At 73.0% G+C, this 19,468-nt stretch carries 13 protein-coding genes and 2 tRNA genes; 4 read left to right on the forward strand and 11 right to left on the reverse strand.

Annotated elements, in window-relative coordinates; genetic code table 11:
- Window positions 1-24: 24 nt before the first annotated feature.
- Together ACFU5F_RS23310 and ACFU5F_RS23315 are read left to right on the forward strand one after the other, a co-directional pair.
- A complete protein-coding gene (locus ACFU5F_RS23310; protein WP_383890427.1) occupies window positions 25-870 on the forward strand; it encodes a YceI family protein in 846 nt (281 codons plus the stop codon).
- A gap of 82 nt (window positions 871-952) precedes the next feature.
- On the forward strand, window positions 953-1,432 hold the full coding sequence (locus ACFU5F_RS23315; RefSeq protein ID WP_383890429.1) for a PPOX class F420-dependent oxidoreductase: 480 nt from the start codon (window positions 953-955) through the stop codon (window positions 1,430-1,432).
- Window positions 1,433-1,521: 89 nt separating this feature from the next.
- On the opposite strand, the gene ACFU5F_RS23320 is transcribed toward ACFU5F_RS23315, so the two are convergent.
- From ACFU5F_RS23320 to ACFU5F_RS23370, 11 genes are all read right to left on the reverse strand, one after another.
- Window positions 1,522-2,283, reverse strand: coding sequence for a TetR/AcrR family transcriptional regulator (locus ACFU5F_RS23320; RefSeq protein ID WP_383890431.1), 762 nt, complete (start codon window positions 2,281-2,283; stop codon window positions 1,522-1,524).
- Window positions 2,284-2,355: 72 nt separating this feature from the next.
- The gene (locus tag ACFU5F_RS23325) at window positions 2,356-3,882 is read right to left on the reverse strand and encodes an MFS transporter (RefSeq protein WP_383890434.1); all 1,527 of its coding nucleotides are present in this window, start codon (window positions 3,880-3,882) and stop codon (window positions 2,356-2,358) included.
- A 171-nt stretch (window positions 3,883-4,053) separates the two neighbouring features.
- On the reverse strand, window positions 4,054-6,312 hold the full coding sequence (locus tag ACFU5F_RS23330) for an ArnT family glycosyltransferase (protein WP_383890436.1): 2,259 nt from the start codon (window positions 6,310-6,312) through the stop codon (window positions 4,054-4,056).
- Complete coding sequence (locus ACFU5F_RS23335; RefSeq protein WP_383890439.1) at window positions 6,309-7,913, reverse strand: glycosyltransferase; 1,605 nt, start codon at window positions 7,911-7,913, stop codon at window positions 6,309-6,311. Before ACFU5F_RS23335 ends, ACFU5F_RS23330 begins: the two co-directional genes overlap by 4 nt.
- 26 nt (window positions 7,914-7,939) lie before the next feature.
- The gene (locus ACFU5F_RS23340; protein WP_383890442.1) at window positions 7,940-9,670 is read right to left on the reverse strand and encodes a sensor histidine kinase; all 1,731 of its coding nucleotides are present in this window, start codon (window positions 9,668-9,670) and stop codon (window positions 7,940-7,942) included.
- Window positions 9,667-10,407 (reverse strand): response regulator transcription factor, encoded by a 741-nt coding sequence (locus ACFU5F_RS23345; protein WP_383890445.1) that lies wholly within the window; start codon window positions 10,405-10,407, stop codon window positions 9,667-9,669. The genes ACFU5F_RS23340 and ACFU5F_RS23345 overlap by 4 nt, the downstream gene beginning before the upstream one ends.
- Before the next feature lie 263 nt (window positions 10,408-10,670).
- The gene (locus ACFU5F_RS23350; protein ID WP_383890448.1) at window positions 10,671-11,111 is read right to left on the reverse strand and encodes an antibiotic biosynthesis monooxygenase family protein; all 441 of its coding nucleotides are present in this window, start codon (window positions 11,109-11,111) and stop codon (window positions 10,671-10,673) included.
- 97 nt (window positions 11,112-11,208) lie between these two features.
- Window positions 11,209-12,102, reverse strand: coding sequence for a DUF2797 domain-containing protein (locus ACFU5F_RS23355; protein WP_383890451.1), 894 nt, complete (start codon window positions 12,100-12,102; stop codon window positions 11,209-11,211).
- 232 nt (window positions 12,103-12,334) lie between these two features.
- Window positions 12,335-12,556, reverse strand: coding sequence for a hypothetical protein (locus tag ACFU5F_RS23360; protein WP_013002359.1), 222 nt, complete (start codon window positions 12,554-12,556; stop codon window positions 12,335-12,337).
- Between the two features lie 167 nt (window positions 12,557-12,723).
- Window positions 12,724-12,796: transfer RNA gene (locus ACFU5F_RS23365), tRNA-Arg, on the reverse strand.
- Between the two features lie 198 nt (window positions 12,797-12,994).
- A tRNA-Ser gene (locus ACFU5F_RS23370) sits at window positions 12,995-13,085 on the reverse strand.
- Window positions 13,086-13,297: 212 nt separating this feature from the next.
- On the opposite strand from ACFU5F_RS23370, the gene ACFU5F_RS23375 reads away from it, so the two are divergent.
- Together ACFU5F_RS23375 and ACFU5F_RS23380 are read left to right on the forward strand one after the other, a co-directional pair.
- Window positions 13,298-13,837, forward strand: a complete 540-nt coding sequence (locus ACFU5F_RS23375; RefSeq protein ID WP_383890453.1) for an SSI family serine proteinase inhibitor — start codon at window positions 13,298-13,300, stop codon at window positions 13,835-13,837.
- Window positions 13,838-14,175: 338 nt separating this feature from the next.
- Window positions 14,176-19,428 (forward strand): PAS domain-containing protein, encoded by a 5,253-nt coding sequence (locus tag ACFU5F_RS23380; protein WP_383890456.1) that lies wholly within the window; start codon window positions 14,176-14,178, stop codon window positions 19,426-19,428.
- Window positions 19,429-19,468: the final 40 nt, after the last annotated feature.

Raw genomic sequence — 19,468 nt, forward strand, 5'->3', positions numbered from 1 at the left:
GCATTGCTGAGGAGTGGGACGGACATGGGACCGACCGGACTGACCGGACTGACCGCGAGGATCCGCACCCGGGACGGATGGGCCGTGTCGCACGCGGTCGTCACGGTGACCGACATGACCGGCACGCAGGTGCTGCGGGCCGGGGCGGACGCCGAAGGGCGCGTGCACGACCCGACGGCCCTCGCGCCCGGCGCGTACACGGTGATCGTCACGGCGGTCGGCTACAGCCCCTTCGCCGCCGGCGCCCTGGTGACCGCGAGCGGCCGCGCGGAGGTCGGCACGGTCACCCTCGCCCGGCTCGGCGGCGCGGAACTGCCGCCGCCCGGCCCCTGGAGCGTCGACCCCGCCCACTCCTCCGTCGCCGCCCTGGCCCGGCATCTCGGCATCTCCAGCGTCCACGGCCGCTTCACCGACTTCTCGGCCTCGATCGAGGTCGCCCCGGCACCGGACGAGGGCACCAAGTCCCGGGTGGAAGCCGTGATCCGGGCCGCCTCGATCGACACCGGCAACGCGACGCGGGACCAGCATCTGCGCTCGCCGGACTTCCTGGACGCCGAACGGCACCCCGAGATCACCTACGTCTCGACGGGACTGGCCCCGGCCGGCCCGGACCGCTGGACGGTCCACGGGGAGCTGGGCATGCGCGGGGTCCTGCGGCCGGTGGACCTGGACCTGGCGTACCTGGGCACGGGCGCGGACCCGTGGGGCGGCACCCGCGCCGCCTTCCGCGCCACCACCGAACTCCGCCGCGCGGACTTCGCCATGAACTACAACCAGGTGGTCCAGGCGGGGATCGCGGCGATCGGTACGACGCTCAAGGTCGAGCTGGACATCCAGGCCGTACAGGGCGAGACGCGTCCGCGGGGATGAGGGGCGCGGGTGCTGGGCCGGGCGCGTGGGTACGCACGCCAGGGACAGGCTCGTGAGGCGGGTGCGGCCTACGCTGGGCGCCATGGCAAGGAACATCGCGACCAACACCTCGGTCTCCCGCGAAGAACTGCTCGACTTCGTCCGCCCCCGGCACCGGGCGCTCCTGCTCACCCGGCGGGCCGACGGCAGCCCTCAGGCCTCCCCGCTGACCTGTGGCGTCGACGACTCGGGCCGGATCGTGGTCTCCACGTACCCCGAGCGGGCCAAGACGCGCAACGCCAAGCGGGACGAGCGCGTGAGCGTCGTCGTGCTGAGCGACGACTGGGACGGCCCCTGGGTCCAGATCGACGGCACGGCGGAGGTCCTGGACTCGCCGGACTCGGTCGAGCCCCTGGTGGAGTACTTCCGCAACATCTCGGGCGAGCACCCCGACTGGGACGAGTACCGGGAGGCGATGGTCAAGCAGGGCAAGTCGATCATCCGGGTCACCCCGGTGAAGTGGGGGCCGGTGGCCACCGGAGGCTTCCCGGCGCGGCTGGTGGCCGGGGAGTCCGGACAGTAGGAACAGTCCGGGTTGGAGGGGTAGTCGGGGCCGTCCGGTAGTCGGGGCCGTCCGGTAGTCGGGGCCGTCCGGGTAGTCCGGGGGCACGGTCAGCCCCGTTCGGCCATCACCTCGATGCCGGCGACGAGGGTCTCCAGCGCGTAGCCGAAGTCCCGTTCGCGCATCTCCTCGACGGTGTCGCCGCCGCGGGCCTCCATGAGGTCCGCGGAGTGCCGGATGACCTCGTGCGGGGAGGGGGAGTCGGACACCGCGCTCATGGCCTGGCGGAAGTACTCCTCCTGGGTCAGCCCGGCGGCGGCGCAGCGCTGCACGAAGTGGCCCTCGATGGTGCCGAAGCCGTAGACGAACTGGAAGACCGCGGCGATGGCGCCGGCCTGGCCGCGGTGGGGCAGCCCGGTACGGCTGATCACGCGCTGCACGGCGAGCGAGAAGTCGAGTGCGCGCGGGCCGATGTTGAGGAAGGTGCCGGCGAGGGGTGACGCCCAGGGGTGGCGGACCAGGACCGCCCGGTACTCCCCGGCCAGCGTGCGCAGTTGGCCCCGCCAGTCCTCGTCGGAGTCCTCCGGGGGCAGTCGCATCTCGCCGAACGCCTGGTCCAGCGCCAGTTCGAGCAGATCGTCCTTGGTGTCCACGTACCAGTAGACCGACATGGCCGTCACGTTCAGCTCGGCGGCCAGCCTGCGCATCGAGAACCCGCCCAGCCCCTCCGCGTCCAGCAGCCGTACGGACGCCGCGGTGATCCGTTGACGGTCCAGCCCCGACGGCTGCCCGCCCCGGCGGGCCCTCGCCCTACCCTCCAGCCAGACACTGGCCCGCGCGGAACCCTCGGCCCGACCGTCCGCCCTCACCATGAAGCACCCTTCGAGACGTGGCTTTCACTTGCCCACCGACGACGATGCTAGGCGGGCGGCGCCCCGGGGGCCCTACGAGGCGCCCACCGGCCCCTCCTCCCCCGCCTCCCCCTTCTCCGCCCGGCGCAGCAATCCCGCCGCCACCAGCCCCCCGAGCAGCACGGCCACCGCGCCCACCAGCAGACTCGTCTCCAGCCCGGAGGAGAACGCGGACATCACCCGGGCCCGCTCCGCCGCCGTGTCCGCCGCTCCCAGCGCCGTCGGCAGTGACACCGCCGCCACCGGGACGAGCGCCGCGAACCGGGAGTTGAGCACCGCCCCCAGCACCGCCACCCCCAGCCCCGTACCGAACTCCGCGAGCGTGCCGTTGATCCCGGCCCCGACTCCCGCCTTGGCCGGCGGGATCGCGCTCATGATCGCGTGCGCCATCGCGGGGTTGGCGACGGCGCAGCCCGCCCCGATCAGCAGCAGCCCGAGCAGAGTCCCGGCGTAACCGCCGGACGCCGTCGTCGCGATGGAGACCAGTCCGCCGGACATCAGCACCATGCCGAGCAGGATCGACACCGGCGTGCCGAGCTTCGCCGTCCACTTCGCGGACAGTCCGGAGAAGTTCAGCGCGACCACGACCAGGGCGAGGGGCGCGGTGCGCAGCCCCGCCTCCCACGCGTCGTAGCCGAGCACGAACTGCAGGTGCTGGGTGAGGAGGAAGAGCGCGCCGCCCATGCCGAACGTGATCAGGACCGCCCCGGCGACGGCACCCGTGAAGCGTCGGTCGCGGAAGAAGTGCGGATCGAGCATGGGGTACGGGACTCGGCTCTCCCAGTACGCGAAGGCCGCGAGGACGAGGACGGCGACGGCGGCCGTGGTGAGCACGAGGGCCGACGTCCAGCCGTGCTCGGGACCCGAGATGATCGCGTAGACGAGAGCGGTCGTCCCGACCGTCGACAGTACGGCGCCCAGGACGTCCGGACGGTCCCCCAGCGGGTTCCTCGACTCCGGGACCAGGGCGATCACGGCCCCGACACCCAGCGCGACGACCGGCAGGTTGATCAGGAAGATGGCGCCCCACCAGAAGTGGGCGAGCACCGAGCCGCCCAGGAGGGGCCCGGCGGCGAAGCCGAGTGCGTTGACCGCGGCCCAGACGCCGATCGCCCGGGGCTGCTCCTCCGGGGCGAAGATCTGCATCGCGACGGCGAGGGTCGTGGTGAGCAGCAGCGCGCCGCCGACGCCCATCCCGGCCCGCGCGGCGATCAACTGCCCGGCGGACTGGGCGAGTCCGGCAGCCAGCGACCCGATGCCGAACAGCACCAGCCCGGTGACCAGCATCTTCTTACGGCCGTAGCGGTCGGCCGCACTGCCCGCGGTGAGCAGCAGTCCCGACTGCACCAGCGAGTACGCGTTGATCATCCACTGGATGTCCGAGGTGGCCGCGTCCAGCTCCTCGGTGAGGGAGGGGATCGCCACGTTCAGCACGGTGTTGTCCAGCAGCACGGTGAGCTGAGCGAGACAGATGACACCGAGGATCAGCCAGCGCCGGGGATGGCCCCGGGCTTCGGAGGCCGTGGGGGCGGAGGTGGGGGCGGGGGCGTCGGTTGCCATGCCATACACCGTAGAGCAGTTCCTATACGGCGTACAACGCGCGGTTTCCCGTACGACGCCGACACGCGACCGGCGGCGTACGGAAGGGCGGTGGCCCGGGAGTTCATCCGCACCCCCGGGCCACCGCCCTCGCTCACGTCGCCTCTCTCCTCACGCCGACCTTCCGGACGGTCACTTCGCCCGCGTCAGGTCGTAGAACGTCGTGCCGTCGACCGTCACCGCCTCGAAGTTCTCCTGGACCCAGGAGCTGATCTGAGAGGAGGTGCCGTCGCTGCCGCCGCCCATACCGCCGCCGGAGCCGCCGGCGATGAAGTAGTGGATCCTGCCGTCCTCCACGTACTTCTTGAACTCCGCGAGGGTCGGGGACGGGTCGGTGCCGTTGAAGCCGCCGATCGCCATGACCGGGTCTCCTGTGGAGAGCTGGTAACTCGCCGCGTTCTGGGCGCCGATGGCCGCGGCGGCCCAGGTGTAGTCACCCACGTTCTTCTCCAGCAGCTCCTTGGCCTCGTCGCTGACGGAGGCGCCGTTGAGCAGGCCGCCCATACCGCCACCGCCACCGCCCGTACGGCCGCCGTCGCCGTTCTGGGTCCGGCCGTTGCCCTGGCCCTGCTGCTGGCCGTTGCCCTGACCCTGCTGGTTGTTCTGGCCGCCGCCGACGCCGCCGGTCGGGGGCTGGCCCATCTGACCGTTGCCGTCCTGGCCGCCTTGTTGGCCCTGGCCCTGCTGGTTCTGGCCGCCCTGCTGGTTCTGGTTGCCCTGCTGGTTGTTCTGGCCCGGCATGCCGCCGCCCATACCTCCGCCAGGACCGCCGCCCATGCCGCCGGGGCCGCCCCGGCCGCCCTGGACGGCCGGCCCGGCCGTGACGATCGAGCCGGTGTGGCCCTCGCCCAGCGTGGTGAGCGTGTACGCCGTCGGCCCCGCCACCGCGGTGACGAAGCTCAGACCCACGACCGCCAGCGCCAGCTGCCGGCCGAGCCTGGCCGCGAAGACCAGGCCGAGCGCGGCGGCCAGACCGCCGACGAGCACGACCCACTTGAGCCAGGGCAGGTAGTCGGAGGAGCGGTCGAGCAGGACGTAACCCCAGGCCGCGGTGGCCGTCATGGCCGCCGCCATCGTGAGCGACGCCCAGAGTTCCGCCCGCCGGCCCCAGAGCAGTGCCGCGCCCATGCCGGTCAGCGGCGCGATGTAGGGGGCGAGGGCCACGGTGTAGTACTCGTGGAAGATTCCCTGCATGAAGCTGAAGACCACCATGGTGATCAGCAGCGCGCCGCCCCAGAGGAGGAAGGCCGCGCGGGTGGTGTCGGTGCGCTTCAGCTTCCGGGTGGCCCAGATCGCGGCGCCGAACAGGATCAGCGCGGCCGGGATCAGCCAGGAGATCTGGCCGCCGATGGAGGAGCCGAACATCCGGTCCCAGCCGGTCTCACCCCAGTTGCCGCCACCACCGCCGCCACCACCGCCGACGCTGCCGGTCTCCTCGCCGTTGAGCCGGCCCAGACCGTTGTAGCCGAAGGTGAGTTCGAGGAAGGAGTTGTTCTGCGAGCCGCCGATGTACGGGCGGGAGGACGCGGGCCACAGCTCCACGATCGCGACCCACCAGCCACCGGCGACGACCATCGCGAGCCCGGCGAGCAGCACCTGGCCGATCCGCTTCCGCAGCGGGGCGGGCGCGAACACGACGTACACGATCGCCAGGGGCGGCAGGATCAGGAAGGCCTGCAGCGTCTTGACCAGGAAGGCGAGACCGATGGCGACGCCTGCCCAGACCAGCCACTTCGTCCGCGCCTGCTCCATGGCTCGCTGGGTGCAGTAGACCGCGGCGGCCATCAGCAGGGCGAGGGCGGCGTCCGGGTTGTTGAAGCGGAACATCAGCGCGGCGACCGGCGTGAGCGCGAACACCGCCATGGTGAGGAAGCCGGCCGTGGCGCCGAAGCGACGGCGTACGGCCGCCCACAGCACTCCGGCGGTGGCTACGGCCATCAGGACCTGCGGGAACAGGATCGCGAAGGAGTTCAGGCCGAACAGCCGTACCGACAGTGCCATCGGCCAGAGCGAGGCGGGGGGCTTGTCGACGGTGATGGCGTTGCCGGAGTCCAGCGAGCCGAAGAAGAACGCCTTCCAGGACTGGCTGCCCGCCTGCACGGCCGCCGAGTAGAAGGAGTTGGCGTAGCCGGAGGCCGTGAGGTTCCAGGTGTAGAGGCCGCCGATCAGCAGCAGCGCGAGCAGGAAACCGGGGCGGATCCAGGGGTTGTCCTCCGGCCGGCCCCTCCACAGCCGCCTGGCGAAGGGCTGCGCGGGTTCACCGGACCCGGGGGCCGGGGGCTCGGCGGGCGCCTGCGCGACCACCACCGGTCCGTGCGGGGCCGTCGGCGACGGCTCCCGGCCTGCGCCGGGGTCCCCCGGCCGACTCGTCGTCTCGAACTGCGTGGTCATCGTGCGTTCCTCACATCCTGATCGTGCGGGCGCACCGGCCGCATCTGCATGGTCGTGTCTCCCCAGGCGCGGTCCGCGGCCGCGTCGGCGCGGAACCGGGTCGCCTGGTGGTCGTGGGTCGCTGTGGGCCCCGCCGCCGACGGGCGGAACCGGTCCTGGTGGCCGTAGGGGCCTGGCTGCCCCGGACGCACCCCGGTCGACGCCGCGTACGGGTGCGAGGCCGTACCGCCGGGCCGGCGCGCGGCGACGACGGTCGAGCCCGGAGCGGACGCGGACGAGGGGGAAGCGGACGAATGGGAAGCGGAAGAAGAAGGGGAAGCGGAAGCAGCGGACGCCGCTGATCCGGAATCGGACGGGCCGTCACCGCGGTCCGGGAAGACCCAGGCCCGGAAGAGCAGGAACCGCAGCACCGTCGCCGCGAGGTTCGCGGCGACCAGGATCGCCAGCTCCGTGGCGTGCGCGGGGTCGGAGATGGCCGCGTTCAGGGCGGCCAGCGAGCCGCTGGTGAGCGCCAGGCCGATGCCGAACACCACCAGCCCCTGCGCCTGGTGCCTGATGACACCGCCGCGGCCCCGGACCCCGAAGGTCAGACGCCGGTTGGCGGCCGTGTTGGCGACCGCCGAGACCAGCAGGGCCAGCGCGTTGGCGGTCTGCGACCCCGAGAAGGCCCGGAAGCCGCTGTAGAGGAGCAGATAGAAGAGGGTGGAGAGGCCGCCCACGACACAGAAGCCGAGGAGCTGGCGGGCGAGGCCGCGCGGTACGTCCTGGATCTCACGGTCGCGGGGATCGTCCCCGAAGGGCCGGACGAGCCGGTCCAGCGCGAGGGACCCGGTGGCCAGCGCCTTCCCGACCCTCCACACCCCCTTGAGATCATCGGTGGCGGTCCTCACGATGTGGACGGTCGAGTGGGGGTCGTCCACCCAGTCCACCGGCACTTCGTGGATCCTGAGCCCGGCCCGCTCCGCGAGCACCAGCATCTCGGTGTCGAAGAACCACCCGGTGTCCTCGACCAGCGGCAGCAGCACCTGGGCGACATCCCGGCGTATCGCCTTGAACCCGCACTGCGCGTCCGAGAAGCGGGCCTGGAGCGAGCCGCGCAGGATCAGGTTGTAGGCCCGGCTGATGAACTCGCGCTTGGTGCCGCGCACCACCCGCGAGGAGCGGGCGAGCCGGGAGCCGATGGCCAGGTCCGAGTGACCGGAGATCAGCGGGGCGACGAGCGGCAGCAGCGCGTTGAGATCCGTCGACAGGTCCACGTCCATGTAGGCGAGGACCGGGGCCTCGGACGCGGACCACACCGTCCGCAGGGCCCGCCCGCGCCCCTTCTGCTCCAGCCGGAAGGACCTGACCTCGGCGAGCTCCGCCTCCAGCCGCCGTGCCACCTGCGGGGTGGTGTCCGTGGACGCGTTGTCCGCGATCGTGATGCGGAACGCGTACGGGAACGTGCGCGCGAGGTGCTCGCGCAGTCTGAGCACGCACGGCTGGAGGTCCTTCTCCTCGTTGTAGACGGGGATCACTACGTCCAGGACAGGCGTACCGGCGTTTCCGGCCGGGAGGTGCTCCCGCGCCGGCAGGGTGCCGGGAGAAGAGTCGGTTCGCATGCCCACCACATTCGCGAGCCGCTCTGTTATGCCCGTGTGCTCACACTGTGGTGCGCCTGTGAGTCCGGCTCCCGGCGTGTCACGCCGGTCACCAGGGCGTCCCCGTCGGACTCCCCGTCGTGCTCGCCGTCGTACCGGGCGTCGTCGAGCTGCCAGTTCGCGGCGTCGTCGAGCGGCGGCACGTCCCGGCCGAGGGCCGGCAGATGCACCGTGAACACGGTCCGGCCGGGCACGCTGTCGACGGTCACGGCACCGCCGTGCGCGTCGGCCACGGCCTGCACGATGGCGAGGCCGAGCCCGGTCGACCCGGACGCCCTGGACCGCGACGAGTCGCCCCGCGCGAACCGCTCGAACACGTGCGGCAGCAACTCCTGCGGGATGCCCTGTCCGTCGTCCTCGACGTCGACGCACATCCAAGGCCCACGCCGCTGCACGCGAGCGGTGACGGTGGTGCCGGGGGGCGTGTGCGTACGGGCGTTCGCCAGCAGGTTGACGAGGACCTGCTGCAGCCGCGCCGCGTCGGCCGACACGAGGGCGGGCGTGTCCGGCAGGTCGAGCCGCCAGTTGTGGCCGCGCCCGGCGACACGGGCGTCGCTGACGGTGTCCACGACGAGGGGGATGAGGTCGGTCTGCTCGAACTGCAGCGGCCGACCGGCGTCGAGCCGTGCGAGCAGCAGCAGATCCTCGACCAGCATGGTCATCCGCCCGGACTCGGACTCGATCCGCCCGAGCGCGTGCCGGGTGTCGGGCCCGACCTCCTCCCTGCCGCGCCGGGTCAGCTCGGCGTAACCACGGATCGACGCGAGGGGCGTCCGCAGCTCGTGACTGGCGTCCGCGACGAACTGACGTACGCGCGTCTCGCTCTCCTGCCGTGCGTGCAGGGCGCCGTGGATGTGGTCCAGCATGCGGTTGAGCGCGGCACCCACCTGGCCGACCTCGGTGTGCGGGTCGGTCTCGGAGACCGGGACGCGCTCGTTGAGGGTCACTTCACCGGTGTGCAGCGGCAGTTCGGAGACACGGGTCGCGGTGGAGGCGACCTTGCGCAGGGGGCGCAGGGCGACACCGACGAGGACGGACCCGGCGATGCCTGCGGCGATGAGACCGGCGGCGGTGACGCTCAGTTCCACGGCGATGAGGGTGTTGAGGGTGGTGTCGACGTCGGTGGTGGGGAGGGCGACGTAGTAGGCGCCGTTGTCGCCGCTCCGGTACATCACGCGGTAGTCGCCGAGTCCCGTGATGGTCACGGTGTGGGCGTCCCCGTCCTTGGGGACGGAGTTCAGCTCGGCGAGCTGGTCCTTGTTCAGCGCGTACGCCTTCGCCCCCGTGACCCCGTTGTCGGCGGTCGACTCCTTGCCGACCATGCCCTCGGCGGCGGTGCCGCCCTCGACCTTCGCCGCGACGGTGCCGATCATCTGCTGCGGCCCCTTGGTGACGAAGTCCTTCAGGTCCGGCGGACCGAACTCCTTCTTGTCGACGTCCCGTTCACCGTCGGGCTCGGGCTGCGTGCCATTCGGCGGCGCGTTCTTGGGACCGGCGCCCGCGGCACGCCCGACCACCGCGCTGACCGAGTTGTCGAGCTGGTCGTACAGATGCTCACGCAGCGCGAACGTCGTCACCGTCCCGATGACCGAGGCCACCACCGCGATCAACGCCACCGCGGAGACGACGAGCCGCGTACGCAGCGTGCGTGGCTGTCGTCCCCGCCCTCGCCGCAGCCTCGGCTGCCGCTGCGTACGCGTCCGCCGTCGCCCGCTCATGACGCCCCGGGCTTGATCAGGTAACCGGCCCCCCGCCTGGTGTGGATCATCGGCTCGCGCCCGGCGTCGATCTTCCGCCGCAGATAGGAGATGTACAGCTCGACCACGTTGGCCTGGCCACCGAAGTCGTACGACCACACCCGGTCGAGGATCTGCGCCTTGCTGAGCACGCGCCGCGGATTCCTCATCAGGAACCGCAGCAGCTCGAACTCGGTGGCGGTGAGGTGGATGTTCGCCCCGCCGCGCGACACCTCGTGGCTGTCCTCGTCGAGCATGAGGTCACCGACGACGAGCACGGAGTCGGAACGACGGTCGGCCGCACCGGACCGCCGGATCAGCCCGCGCAGTCTCGCCACGACCTCTTCGAGGCTGAACGGCTTGGTGACGTAGTCGTCGCCGCCGGCGGTGAGCCCGGCGATCCGGTCCTCGACCGCGTCCTTCGCGGTCAGGAAGAGCACCGGCACATCGGGCAGCTCGCGCCGCAGCCGCCCGAGGACGGTCAGCCCGTCCATGTCGGGCAGCATCATGTCGAGGACGACGGCGTCGGGCCGGAAGTCCCGGGCGGCCTGGAGAGCGCCCGAGCCGTCCCCGGCACTCCGGATCTGCCAGCCCTCGTAGCGCAGGGCCATGGACAGCAGCTCGGTGATCGACAGCTCGTCGTCCACCACAAGCACGCGGACGGGGCTCCCGTCCGGCCTCAGCAGTTCGGTGCGCCCCTGGGGCGAGGTCGTGGTCATGCTGGACACCTTGTCGGGGCCCGCTGAGAACGCCCTTTCCGGAACCTGTGATTTTTCTGAGAAACGCACAGGTGCCTCTCAGGCAGCCCCTGGGAAGATCCCCGACTTCTCGGACATCACCCCCGACGAACAGCGCTTTCCCGATCGCTCCCACGGTGTTCCCACGGCGTTCTCCCGGCCGCCGCACCGCGCACCCACAGCTCCACGGCCACGGGGACGCGCCCCCGCGCCTCCGCCCTGACCCGGCTTTTACGCAAGCGCCGTCATGCTTCGCCCTCGTCGTTCCCGCCGCCCCCGCCGTCCCCTCTCACGAAGCTGTGGCTCCGCTCGACCTTGGCGATGTGCAGGGTGTAGTTCTCGTACCACTCGGCCCGTCCCCGCTCCTGTGCCGCCCGGTGCTCGACATCGGTCCGCCACTGCTCGATGGCTTCGGCATCCCGGAAGTACCCCACGGTGATCGCCGGCCCGCCGGGCCTCCACGCCTGGTCCATCCCGAGGAACCCGGGCACCCCCTTCACCAGCTCCTCCATCCGCTCGGCGGTCTCCGCGTACCCGCTCTGGTCCCGGGTCCGCGTGGAGGTGAAGACGACCGCGTAGTAGGGGGGTTCATGCGCGGGAACGGGCGCCACGACGGAGGTGTCGTGGAGCGCGTCGCCGGGTGCGTCGTGGGCCGCGTCATCAGGTGCTGTCCGCTGATCATCCATGGCATCACTGTCGGGCCGGGCCGCGTCCGACGTCCACGCACTTTCCGAACGGGATCCAAAAGGGATCACACTCTTTACCGCCCGGTCGGCCCCGCCCTCAGAACAGCCCGTCCTGCACGCCGCCGCTCCCCTCCCCTCGCCTCCCCAACTCCCGTACGGGCACGGTGACGGCGTCGCGGGTCCCCTGGCCGGTGGGCGCGGTCAGTTCCCACCCCGTCATGAGCCGCGTGTCGAGGACGACGACGCCCCGCCCGGTGTCCAGATGCAGATCGGGCCCGGCGACGGCGAGCACCTCGCCGGCCACTTCCCCGCCCGCGACCAGCTCGGTCACCACGCCGTCCGCGGCCGGCAACCCGTCGAGCCCGAACACCCCGACGTGGTCGACCGCCCGGAACGGCACGGGCTCCAGCGACTCGGGCCACCCCGCGAGCCCCAGAGCGCGCCCGTGCAGCACGGCCAACTCGGAGACGCGTTCCCCGGCGTCCGGCAGATGGGCGCGTACGACCCGCTTCTCGGCGTACGGAATCCGGTCGGGCACCCCGAGCGCGGCCCGCAGCATCTCCTCCGCCCGCCGCGCGGCCATCAGCGGCCCTCGCCCGAGCCACCCGAAGGAGACCGCGCCCTGCTCCAGCAGCCGAGCCGATCCCCGCTCGACCGCGGTGATCCCGACCTTCACCATGCCGGGCCCGAACCACGCGAGGTAGACGTGATACGGCCGCGGATCATCGGCGATCGTGTCGGCGGCCACGGAATGCGCCCGATCGAGCCGCGCGCACTCCTCACACCGGGCGCCGGTGTTGCGCCCCGACACCCCGGCCCGCAGCGCACAGGGGTTCCCCCTGGCCCCGACGCACGTCCGCCGCCCCTCGGCCACGATCCCGAAAGCCACCGCCTTGCCCCGCGGCAACGGACTCGCGCGCCCGCCGCTCCACCTCAGCAACGGCCCGTCGGCACTCCACCGCAACCCGGTACAACTCCACACGCGTGCCATCCCTCATGACCTTAGAGGGCACCACTGACAACGCCCCCGCCCGGCGGTCCGGGGGCTGACGAGGTGCGCCGTCGGACACGGCGATCGCGCGCCGGCCCGGCGTGGGCGGGGCAGGCGCGGCGGTGTGGCAGAACGGCACGGCGGGACGCGCCCCCTGCGGAGCGCAACCTGCCGCCGCTTCGGAGCCTGGCCCCGACCCGGGCCCGGCCCTCGTTTCCGTCTGTGTCTCGGACTACAGCTTGCTCATCTTGGTGTACGGGCTGAGGATCCGCTGTCGCGCCGACCCGAAGTCGACGAGCGCGGCGATCCCGTCCTCGATGCCGATCACCCGGCCGAGGCCGTACATGTCGTGCGTGACCTGGTCGCCCACCGCGAAGTGCTTGGGAGGCGGGGCGACCGGGGCCTTGAAGGGACTGGTGGGCAAATAGCGCTTCGGTGCACCTGGCTTTGTCATCTCGACCAGTATGCGCCCACACGTATCCGCCAGTCCGCCCTCTTCCGCCTCCGGATCCTCCCCCGGCACCCTCCCCACACCCCGTCGACCACCCCCTCCGGGGCCGACGACCCGCAGGTCAGCACCAACGCCGAAGGCCCCGGATCTCTCCGGGGCCTTCGGTGATGTGCACTCGGCAGGATTCGAACCTGCAACCTTCTGATCCGTAGTCAGATGCTCTATCCGTTAAGCTACGAGTGCTTGTTCTGTTTTCTGCCGTTCCTGGTCCTTTCGGCCCGCTCGCGGCGACAGGAAGAACATTACATGACTGCCGTCGCCATGTGAAATCCGTTTCCCGTACCCCTTGTGAGCTGGGAAAACAGCCTGTGCGGCGGTCCTGGAGCGCGGGCGGGAACGACGAAGCCCCGGTCGCGTGGACCGGGGCTTCGTGATCAGGCGCGGAGGCGGAGGGATTTGAACCCTCGATGGGATTGAAGTCCCAAACCGCATTAGCAGTGCGGCGCCATAGACCGGACTAGGCGACGCCTCCAGCACAACCACCCGCGCGAGCGCGAATGGTGCGTGCAGATGATGACACAGCCTGGTGGGCTGTCACCAATCGCCTCCCACGGTACTAGGCGGAGAGGCCGCAGGGCAAAGCCGTAGAGCACGTCGGGAGTGGTGCGGCGGGCCCGGCGGGGAGGGCGGGGGCGGGGCTCGGCGGCGCCGCAACCGTGGGGCGGGCGTGGCGTTAGTCAGGTCATGTCGCAGAGTCCTTCCGCCGCCCGCCCGCTCCCTCCCGCCGCGCCGCTCGGCCGCCCCGCCGCCCTGGGCCGACTGTTGCTCGGCGCCGCCGCCTCGCTGGCCGCGGCCGCCGCCGGCACGCTCGCGCCGGTGGCGCCGGACGCGTACGCCGCCGAGGCGGTGTCACGGGCACCGCTGCCTCCGCCCACCCTGAGCTCCGCCGTCGGTTCCGGTGACCGGTTGACCGTCACCGTGCGGGAGGCCGGCGGCAGGGCGGACGGAACGTTCGTACTCCGGTGTCATCCGCAGGGCGGCAGTCACCCCGACGCGGGTGAGGCGTGCGGGCGGCTCGACCGGCGCACCGTGTGGGGGACGGATCCGTTCGCGCCGGTGGGGTCCGGGACCATGTGCACGATGCAGTACGGCGGGCCGGCCACCGCCCATGTCACCGGGACCTGGGCCGGGCGTCGTGTGGACGCGACGTTCGACCGTCGGAACGGCTGTGAGATCGCCCGCTGGGACGCGCTGGTGCCGGTACTGCCGGACCTCCGCGCGTAAGGGGGACGCAAGAGCACGGAGAAGAAGGAGCGGGAGGAGGGAGGAGGGGAAGGGAATCGGCCACCCGGTGGGCGGGGCCGGCGGCCCGTTCGACATCCGCGCACAGCCCGTACATATGTGCCGCCGACAAGGTCCCGCGGCAAAACACACGGTCACGGCTTCCCCGTCCGCACAGTCACCGCATCTCCAGATGTTCGGTGTGCGACCTCCCTCTCATCCGGCGTCGCGAGCGCAACCTCTGCCCGTAGACTCCCTCGCGTGACACGTCGCGGGCCGGTTGGCAAGATGGCCACGGGCCCGGCGGTCGGCAAGGTGCGGTAACAGGGAGGAAGCGTCTCGTGAGCAGCAGGCCATCCCGAGGCGCTGCTCGCCTCGCAGCCATACTGGACGCGCTGCCCGACGCGTTGGTGCTGGTCAACGCCAATGGGACCGTCGTCAACGCCAACACGATCGCGCTGGAGGCCTTCGAGACCCCCGGGACCGCGTTGGTCGGACGCGGGCTGCTGGACCTCCTCCCCGAGTTCGACTCCCGGCTCATCCCGGGCTCCATGCGGCGGCCCGACACCATGGACCCGACCGGGCGGACCAAGCCGACCCGGATGACCGCCCGCCGGACCGACGGCACCGAGTTCCCGGTCGAGGTCACATCCGCGAATCTGGAGAACGGCCAGCAGGCGTACGACGGTTACGGCTACGCCAACGACGAGCTGCTCATGCTGGTCGTACGGGATCTTTCGGGCACCGTCGACACCGAGGCCGAACTCGCGCGTTCGCAACGGCAGACCGAGATGATCCTGCGGGCCGCGTCCGAGGGCGTGGTCGGGACGGACACGGACGGGCGGATCGTCCTCGTCAATCCGGCCGCCGCGCAGATACTGGGTTACCGGGCCAGTGACCTCGGCGGACGCGAGCTGCACACGCTCGTGCTGCACTCCCGCGAGGACGGCGCCCCCTTCCCGTACGGCGAGTCGCCGCTCGCGGACACCCTGCGGTCCGGGCGCAAGCACCGGGTGCGCGGGCAGGTGCTGTGGTCGAAGAACGGCGAGAAGGTGTCGGTCGACCTGACGACCGCGCCGGTGCGTGACGGGGACCAGCTCGTCGGTGCCGTGATGACGTTCACCGACCGGCGGCCGTACGACAAGCTCGCCGAGGAGAAGGACTCCGAGGCCGAGACGCACGCGGAGGAGCTGGAGCGGCTCGCCAAGGAGCACGCCGAGGAACTCGCGGGCGTCCGGGAGGAGCACGCCGCCGAACTGGCCGAGCTGAGCGAGCAGCACGCCGAGGAACTCGCCGCCGGTGACGAGCGGTACGCGGCCCTCGGCGAGCGGGAGAAGGACCGGTACGAGGCGCTGGCCGCGCGGCACGAGCAGCTGCTCGCCGTGCTGGGCACCTCGCTGCGCGGCCCGCTGGACCAGCTCCGCAGCGAGCTGGGCACACTCGCCGCCGACGACGCCGGGCAACTGTGGCCCGAGGCCAACCAGGTGCTGCATCACCTGACCGCCGGGTACTCGCGGATCACGACCCTCATCGACAACGTGCTCGGCTACCAGCGCATCGACGCGGGCGAGGACGGCCTCGTCCGTACGGCCGTGATGCTGGACGCGGTCGTGGCGGCCGGTGTCGACGGGGCCGTGGAGCTGATCGGGCCGGGACGGGTGCAGTTCGCCGTGCACGCGCCGCCCATCGAGGCCGAGGTGGACCAGGTGCGGCTCGCGACCGCGCTCGCGCACCTCGTCGCGGATGTCGCCGGTGTGGACGCGACGGGCAACACGCCCATGTCCGCCGGCGGGTACATGGACAACACCGTCGTGGTGGCGGCCGCGCAGCGCGGCGAGGTGGTCCGCATCGAGGTGCGCGGGCCGTACGCCGGGGGAGACCCGGTGCACCAGCCGATCGTCCAGGGGATCGTGCGGGCGCACGGCGGTGTGCTGCAGACGGTCGAGGTTCCGGGGATGAGCGGCAGCGCGTATGTGCTGGAGGTGCCGCTGGGTGGCGGCGCCGGGGCCGTGCCCGCCGCCCCGTTGCCCGCGGTGATGGGCGCCGAGGCCCACGCCGGTGCCCCCGCGGGCGGCGCCGAGGTCGCCCTGCCCGAGCAGGCCGCCGTCGGCGGCGGGCGCAGGCGTGCGCGGCGGTCGTCGGTGGACGCGTTCCTGGAGAGCGAGGACGCCCCCGAGAGCCCGGGGCCCGAGGCCGCCGTCGCCCCCACCGGGCGGCGCAGGCGCAGGGCCGAGGACGCGGGGGTCGCGATCGGTACGGCTGGTGCGGCCGACAGCGGCGCTGCGGGGGCCGTGTCTGTTGAGGGTGCCGAGGGCGAGGGCATCGAGGGGTCCGGGCGGCGGCGCGGACCGGGTGTCGCCGGTGAGCCCGTGGCCGCCGAGGGCGCGGTCGTCACGGCGGCCGAGCACGCGGCGGGAGCCGCGGCCGTCGCCAACGGACTGGGGGGAACGGTGCCGCCGCAGGGTGTGCCCGCGCCCGGCGGGCGGCGCGCGCGCCGGGAGCCCGCCGCGCAGAACGCCCTGCCCGCCGCGCTGCCCGCGGGGCCGGTCCCCGGCAGCGAGGTGAGCGTCGCCGCTTCCGGTACCGCGGCCGGCGACGGCGCCGATGCCGGTGAGGTGGGGGGCGCTCAGCAGCCCACCGGGCGCCGACGTCGGGCTCTCGCCAGTGCGGAGGAGCGTGCCGCCGCGCCCGAGCCGGGCGCCCGAGCCGTCTTCGCGCTGCCGCCGGCCGAGGCCGACCGGGGACCCGAGTACGCACAGGCGGCCGGGCTCGGTCCGGTGCCGCTGCCCGCCGGGCCGGGTGCGCCCGGCGCGCCGATGCCCATGCCGCTGCCGCTGCCCGCCGGCACCACCGCACCCGTGCAGGGTGAGGGTGGGCCGGGCGCGGGCGCGGGCGGCGGGGCGGTCCCGGCCGCTGGGGGGCAGCCGGTGGCCGGTGGACAGCCGGTTCCCGCCGGGGGACTCGTGCAGGCAGGTGGGCCCGTGCAGGCAGGGGGAGTCGCGCCCGCTGGTGGGCCCGCCGTCCTCGCCGGGGGGCCAGTGCCTGCCGCCGGGGTGGGACAGCAGATCGCGCAGGCCGGACCCGTGGCGCCGGGTGGTGTCGCGGGGCAGGCCTCGGGCGTGGGTCCGGTACAGGTTCCCGGTGTGGGACAGGTTCCCGGTGTGGGACAGGTTCCCGGTGTGGGACAGGTTCCCGGTGTGGGACAGGTTCCCGGTGTGGGACAGGTTCCCGCCGCGGGTCAGGGCTCGGGCCCGGGTCAGGGCGAGGGCGTTCCCGCCGGTGGTGTCGACGACGGCCGTCATGACGCCACCCCGCACCATGCGGCCGACGACCACACCCCGCCGCAACCGCACCCGATCCCCACACCGACCGGCCGCCGCCGTGCGGTACGGCAGGCCACTCCCCAGCAGGCTGACGGCGTGGCCATGACGGCGCCCGCGCAAGGGGTGCCGGTCCAGGGTGCCCCGGCGCAGGGGATTCCCCCGCAGGGAGGCCCGGCGCAGCAGGTGCCCGCGCAGGGCGTGCCGCCCGTCGCCGCGCAGCCCGTCCCCACACAGAACGCCCAGAACGTCCCGGGCGCCCCGCAGCCCGTCCCCGTGCAGGGCGGGCAGGGCGTGCAGGCCGTCCCGCAGCAGGCACCCGGCCAAGGTGTTGCCGCTGCCCCCGGCCAGCCCGCACCCGTTGCGGTCGTGGCCGGGCAGCCCGTCGCCGCACAGGGGGTGCCGGGGGGCGCGGCCCAGGCGGCCGTGGGTCAGGCTCTCGCCGCCCAGGCGGCCACCGGTCAGGCCCCGGTCGGCCAGGCCGACCCCGGGCAGGCCGGTGTCGGCCAGCCCCTCGCCGCACAGGGCACCGTCCCGCCGCAGGAGGTTCCCGGTGGCCCGCAGCAGGCGGCCGCCCGGACGGGTGTACCGGGTGCGCAGCCGGCGCAGGGCATCGCCCAGCCCGTGCCCGCCGCCGGTGTGCCCGGCGTACAGCAGGCCGTCCCCGCTCAGGGCGCGGCTCCCGGCGCGTCCCCGCCGCAGTCCTGGCCCGACGCCCGCCACGAGACCTCCGGCGTCGGCATCCCCGTAGCCGCTCCGCAGGCGCCGCTGCCCCCGCAGCCCACCCCCTCCTCGGGCACCCCGCTGCCGCCGGAGGTGGCCGTACAACAGCCGCGCGCCGCGCAGCCGTTGCCCGCCGAAGCCATGGCCCCGGCACAGGGACAGGGACAGGGACAGGGACAGGGACAAGCGCAGGCTCAGGTCCAGGCACCGGCCCAGGCCACGCCGGCGGCACCGGCTCCGGCCCCCGCGGCCGCTCCCCTCGACTCCCACTCCACCCATGGACGGGCGATCAGCGTACGGACGCTCGGCCAAGGCGTCCCGTTCTCCCGCCAGGGCGGCCCTCAGCCGCAGGCCAAGACCGGCGCGCAGCCGCAGACCGGTGCCACGCCCGCTCCCAACCAGCCCGGTGGTTCGGGCCGTCGCCGCAAGCTGGGGACACCGCCGCAGCCGACCGGCGACCGTCCCGAGACCGCCGCGCGCCCGCACCCGCAGTCCACGCCGACGAACGGCACCGGCTTCCGGGTCGGCGCCGGCCAGACGCCGCCCCCTGGCCAGCCGCAGCAGGCCGCCGCACAGGTGTCCCAGCCTTCGCTCGCCGGTCAGGTACCGCTGCCGGCGCAGCCCTCGCTCGCCGGTCAGGTTCCGCTCCCGCCGCAGCCGTCCCTCGCCGGACAGTCCCGGCTGACGGGTCGTACGGAGGGTGCCGGACGGTCGTACGCCATAGGGGCGCCCGACGAGAACGCGGACGAAGGTCCCGAGCCGCTCGACGGGCCCGGCGGCGCGGTGGAGGTCCCCGACCGGCCGCATCCGCAACCGATGGACGACGAGTTGCCGCCGGAGCCGCTGGACAACCCGCGTCGGCTGCTGGTGTGGCCCGCGCCGGACGCGACGACCCACCAGGCACTGAGCGACCGCGGCTACCGCCCTGTGATCGTGAACTCCCGCGAGGACGTGGACGCCCAGATCGCCGCCTACCCGGCCGCCCTGTTCGTCGATCCGCTGACCGGGCCCATCACCCGCACGGCCCTGCAGTCCCTGCGCCAGGCAGCCGTGGCCGCCGAGGTCCCCGTACTCGTGACGGCAGGGCTCGGCCAGGCGACACGGGAGGCGGCGTACGGCGCCGACCCGGCCGTGCTGCTGAAGGCGCTGGCGCCGCGCGACTCCGAGCAGCATCCGCCGCGTGTCCTGCTCATCGAGGAGCACGCGGAGATCGCGCTCGCCCTCACCGCGACGCTGGAACGGCGTGGCATGCAGGTCGCGCGGGCCGCGTCCGACGCGGACGCCGTCACGCTGGCCGCGCAGATGCGGCCCAACCTGGTGGTCATGGACCTGCTGCAGGTGCACCGCCACCAGGCCGGAATCATCGATTGGCTGCGGACGAACGGCCAGCTGAACCGGACCCCGCTCGTCGTCTACACCGCCGCCGTCGACCCGTCCGAACTCCCGCGCCTGGCCTCGGGGGAGACGGTCCTGTTCCTCGCGGAACGCTCGACGAGCACGGATGTGCAGACCCGGATCGTTGACCTGCTGGCACGAGTCGGCACGAACTGAGCCCGCGTACGGCGGTGGGGCGGTGTTTCACGTGAAACAC

It is taken from the genome of Streptomyces sp. NPDC057438 (assembly GCF_042802995.1).
Classification (GTDB): Bacteria; Actinomycetota; Actinomycetes; order Streptomycetales; family Streptomycetaceae; genus Streptomyces.

What these genes read in the sequence shown, in the direction of transcription:
- ACFU5F_RS23310 (WP_383890427.1), top strand. Translation starts at nt 25, where the DNA reads ATGGGACCGACCGGACTGACCGGACTGACCGCGAGGATCCGCACCCGG.
- ACFU5F_RS23315 (WP_383890429.1), top strand. Translation starts at nt 953, where the DNA reads ATGGCAAGGAACATCGCGACCAACACCTCGGTCTCCCGCGAAGAACTG.
- ACFU5F_RS23320 (WP_383890431.1), bottom strand. Translation starts at nt 2,283, where the DNA reads ATGGTGAGGGCGGACGGTCGGGCCGAGGGTTCCGCGCGGGCCAGTGTC.
- ACFU5F_RS23325 (WP_383890434.1), bottom strand. Translation starts at nt 3,882, where the DNA reads ATGGCAACCGACGCCCCCGCCCCCACCTCCGCCCCCACGGCCTCCGAA.
- ACFU5F_RS23330 (WP_383890436.1), bottom strand. Translation starts at nt 6,312, where the DNA reads ATGACCACGCAGTTCGAGACGACGAGTCGGCCGGGGGACCCCGGCGCA.
- ACFU5F_RS23335 (WP_383890439.1), bottom strand. Translation starts at nt 7,913, where the DNA reads ATGCGAACCGACTCTTCTCCCGGCACCCTGCCGGCGCGGGAGCACCTC.
- ACFU5F_RS23340 (WP_383890442.1), bottom strand. Translation starts at nt 9,670, where the DNA reads ATGAGCGGGCGACGGCGGACGCGTACGCAGCGGCAGCCGAGGCTGCGG.
- ACFU5F_RS23345 (WP_383890445.1), bottom strand. Translation starts at nt 10,407, where the DNA reads ATGACCACGACCTCGCCCCAGGGGCGCACCGAACTGCTGAGGCCGGAC.
- ACFU5F_RS23350 (WP_383890448.1), bottom strand. Translation starts at nt 11,111, where the DNA reads ATGGATGATCAGCGGACAGCACCTGATGACGCGGCCCACGACGCACCC.
- ACFU5F_RS23355 (WP_383890451.1), bottom strand. Translation starts at nt 12,102, where the DNA reads ATGGCACGCGTGTGGAGTTGTACCGGGTTGCGGTGGAGTGCCGACGGG.
- ACFU5F_RS23360 (WP_013002359.1), bottom strand. Translation starts at nt 12,556, where the DNA reads ATGACAAAGCCAGGTGCACCGAAGCGCTATTTGCCCACCAGTCCCTTC.
- ACFU5F_RS23375 (WP_383890453.1), top strand. Translation starts at nt 13,298, where the DNA reads ATGTCGCAGAGTCCTTCCGCCGCCCGCCCGCTCCCTCCCGCCGCGCCG.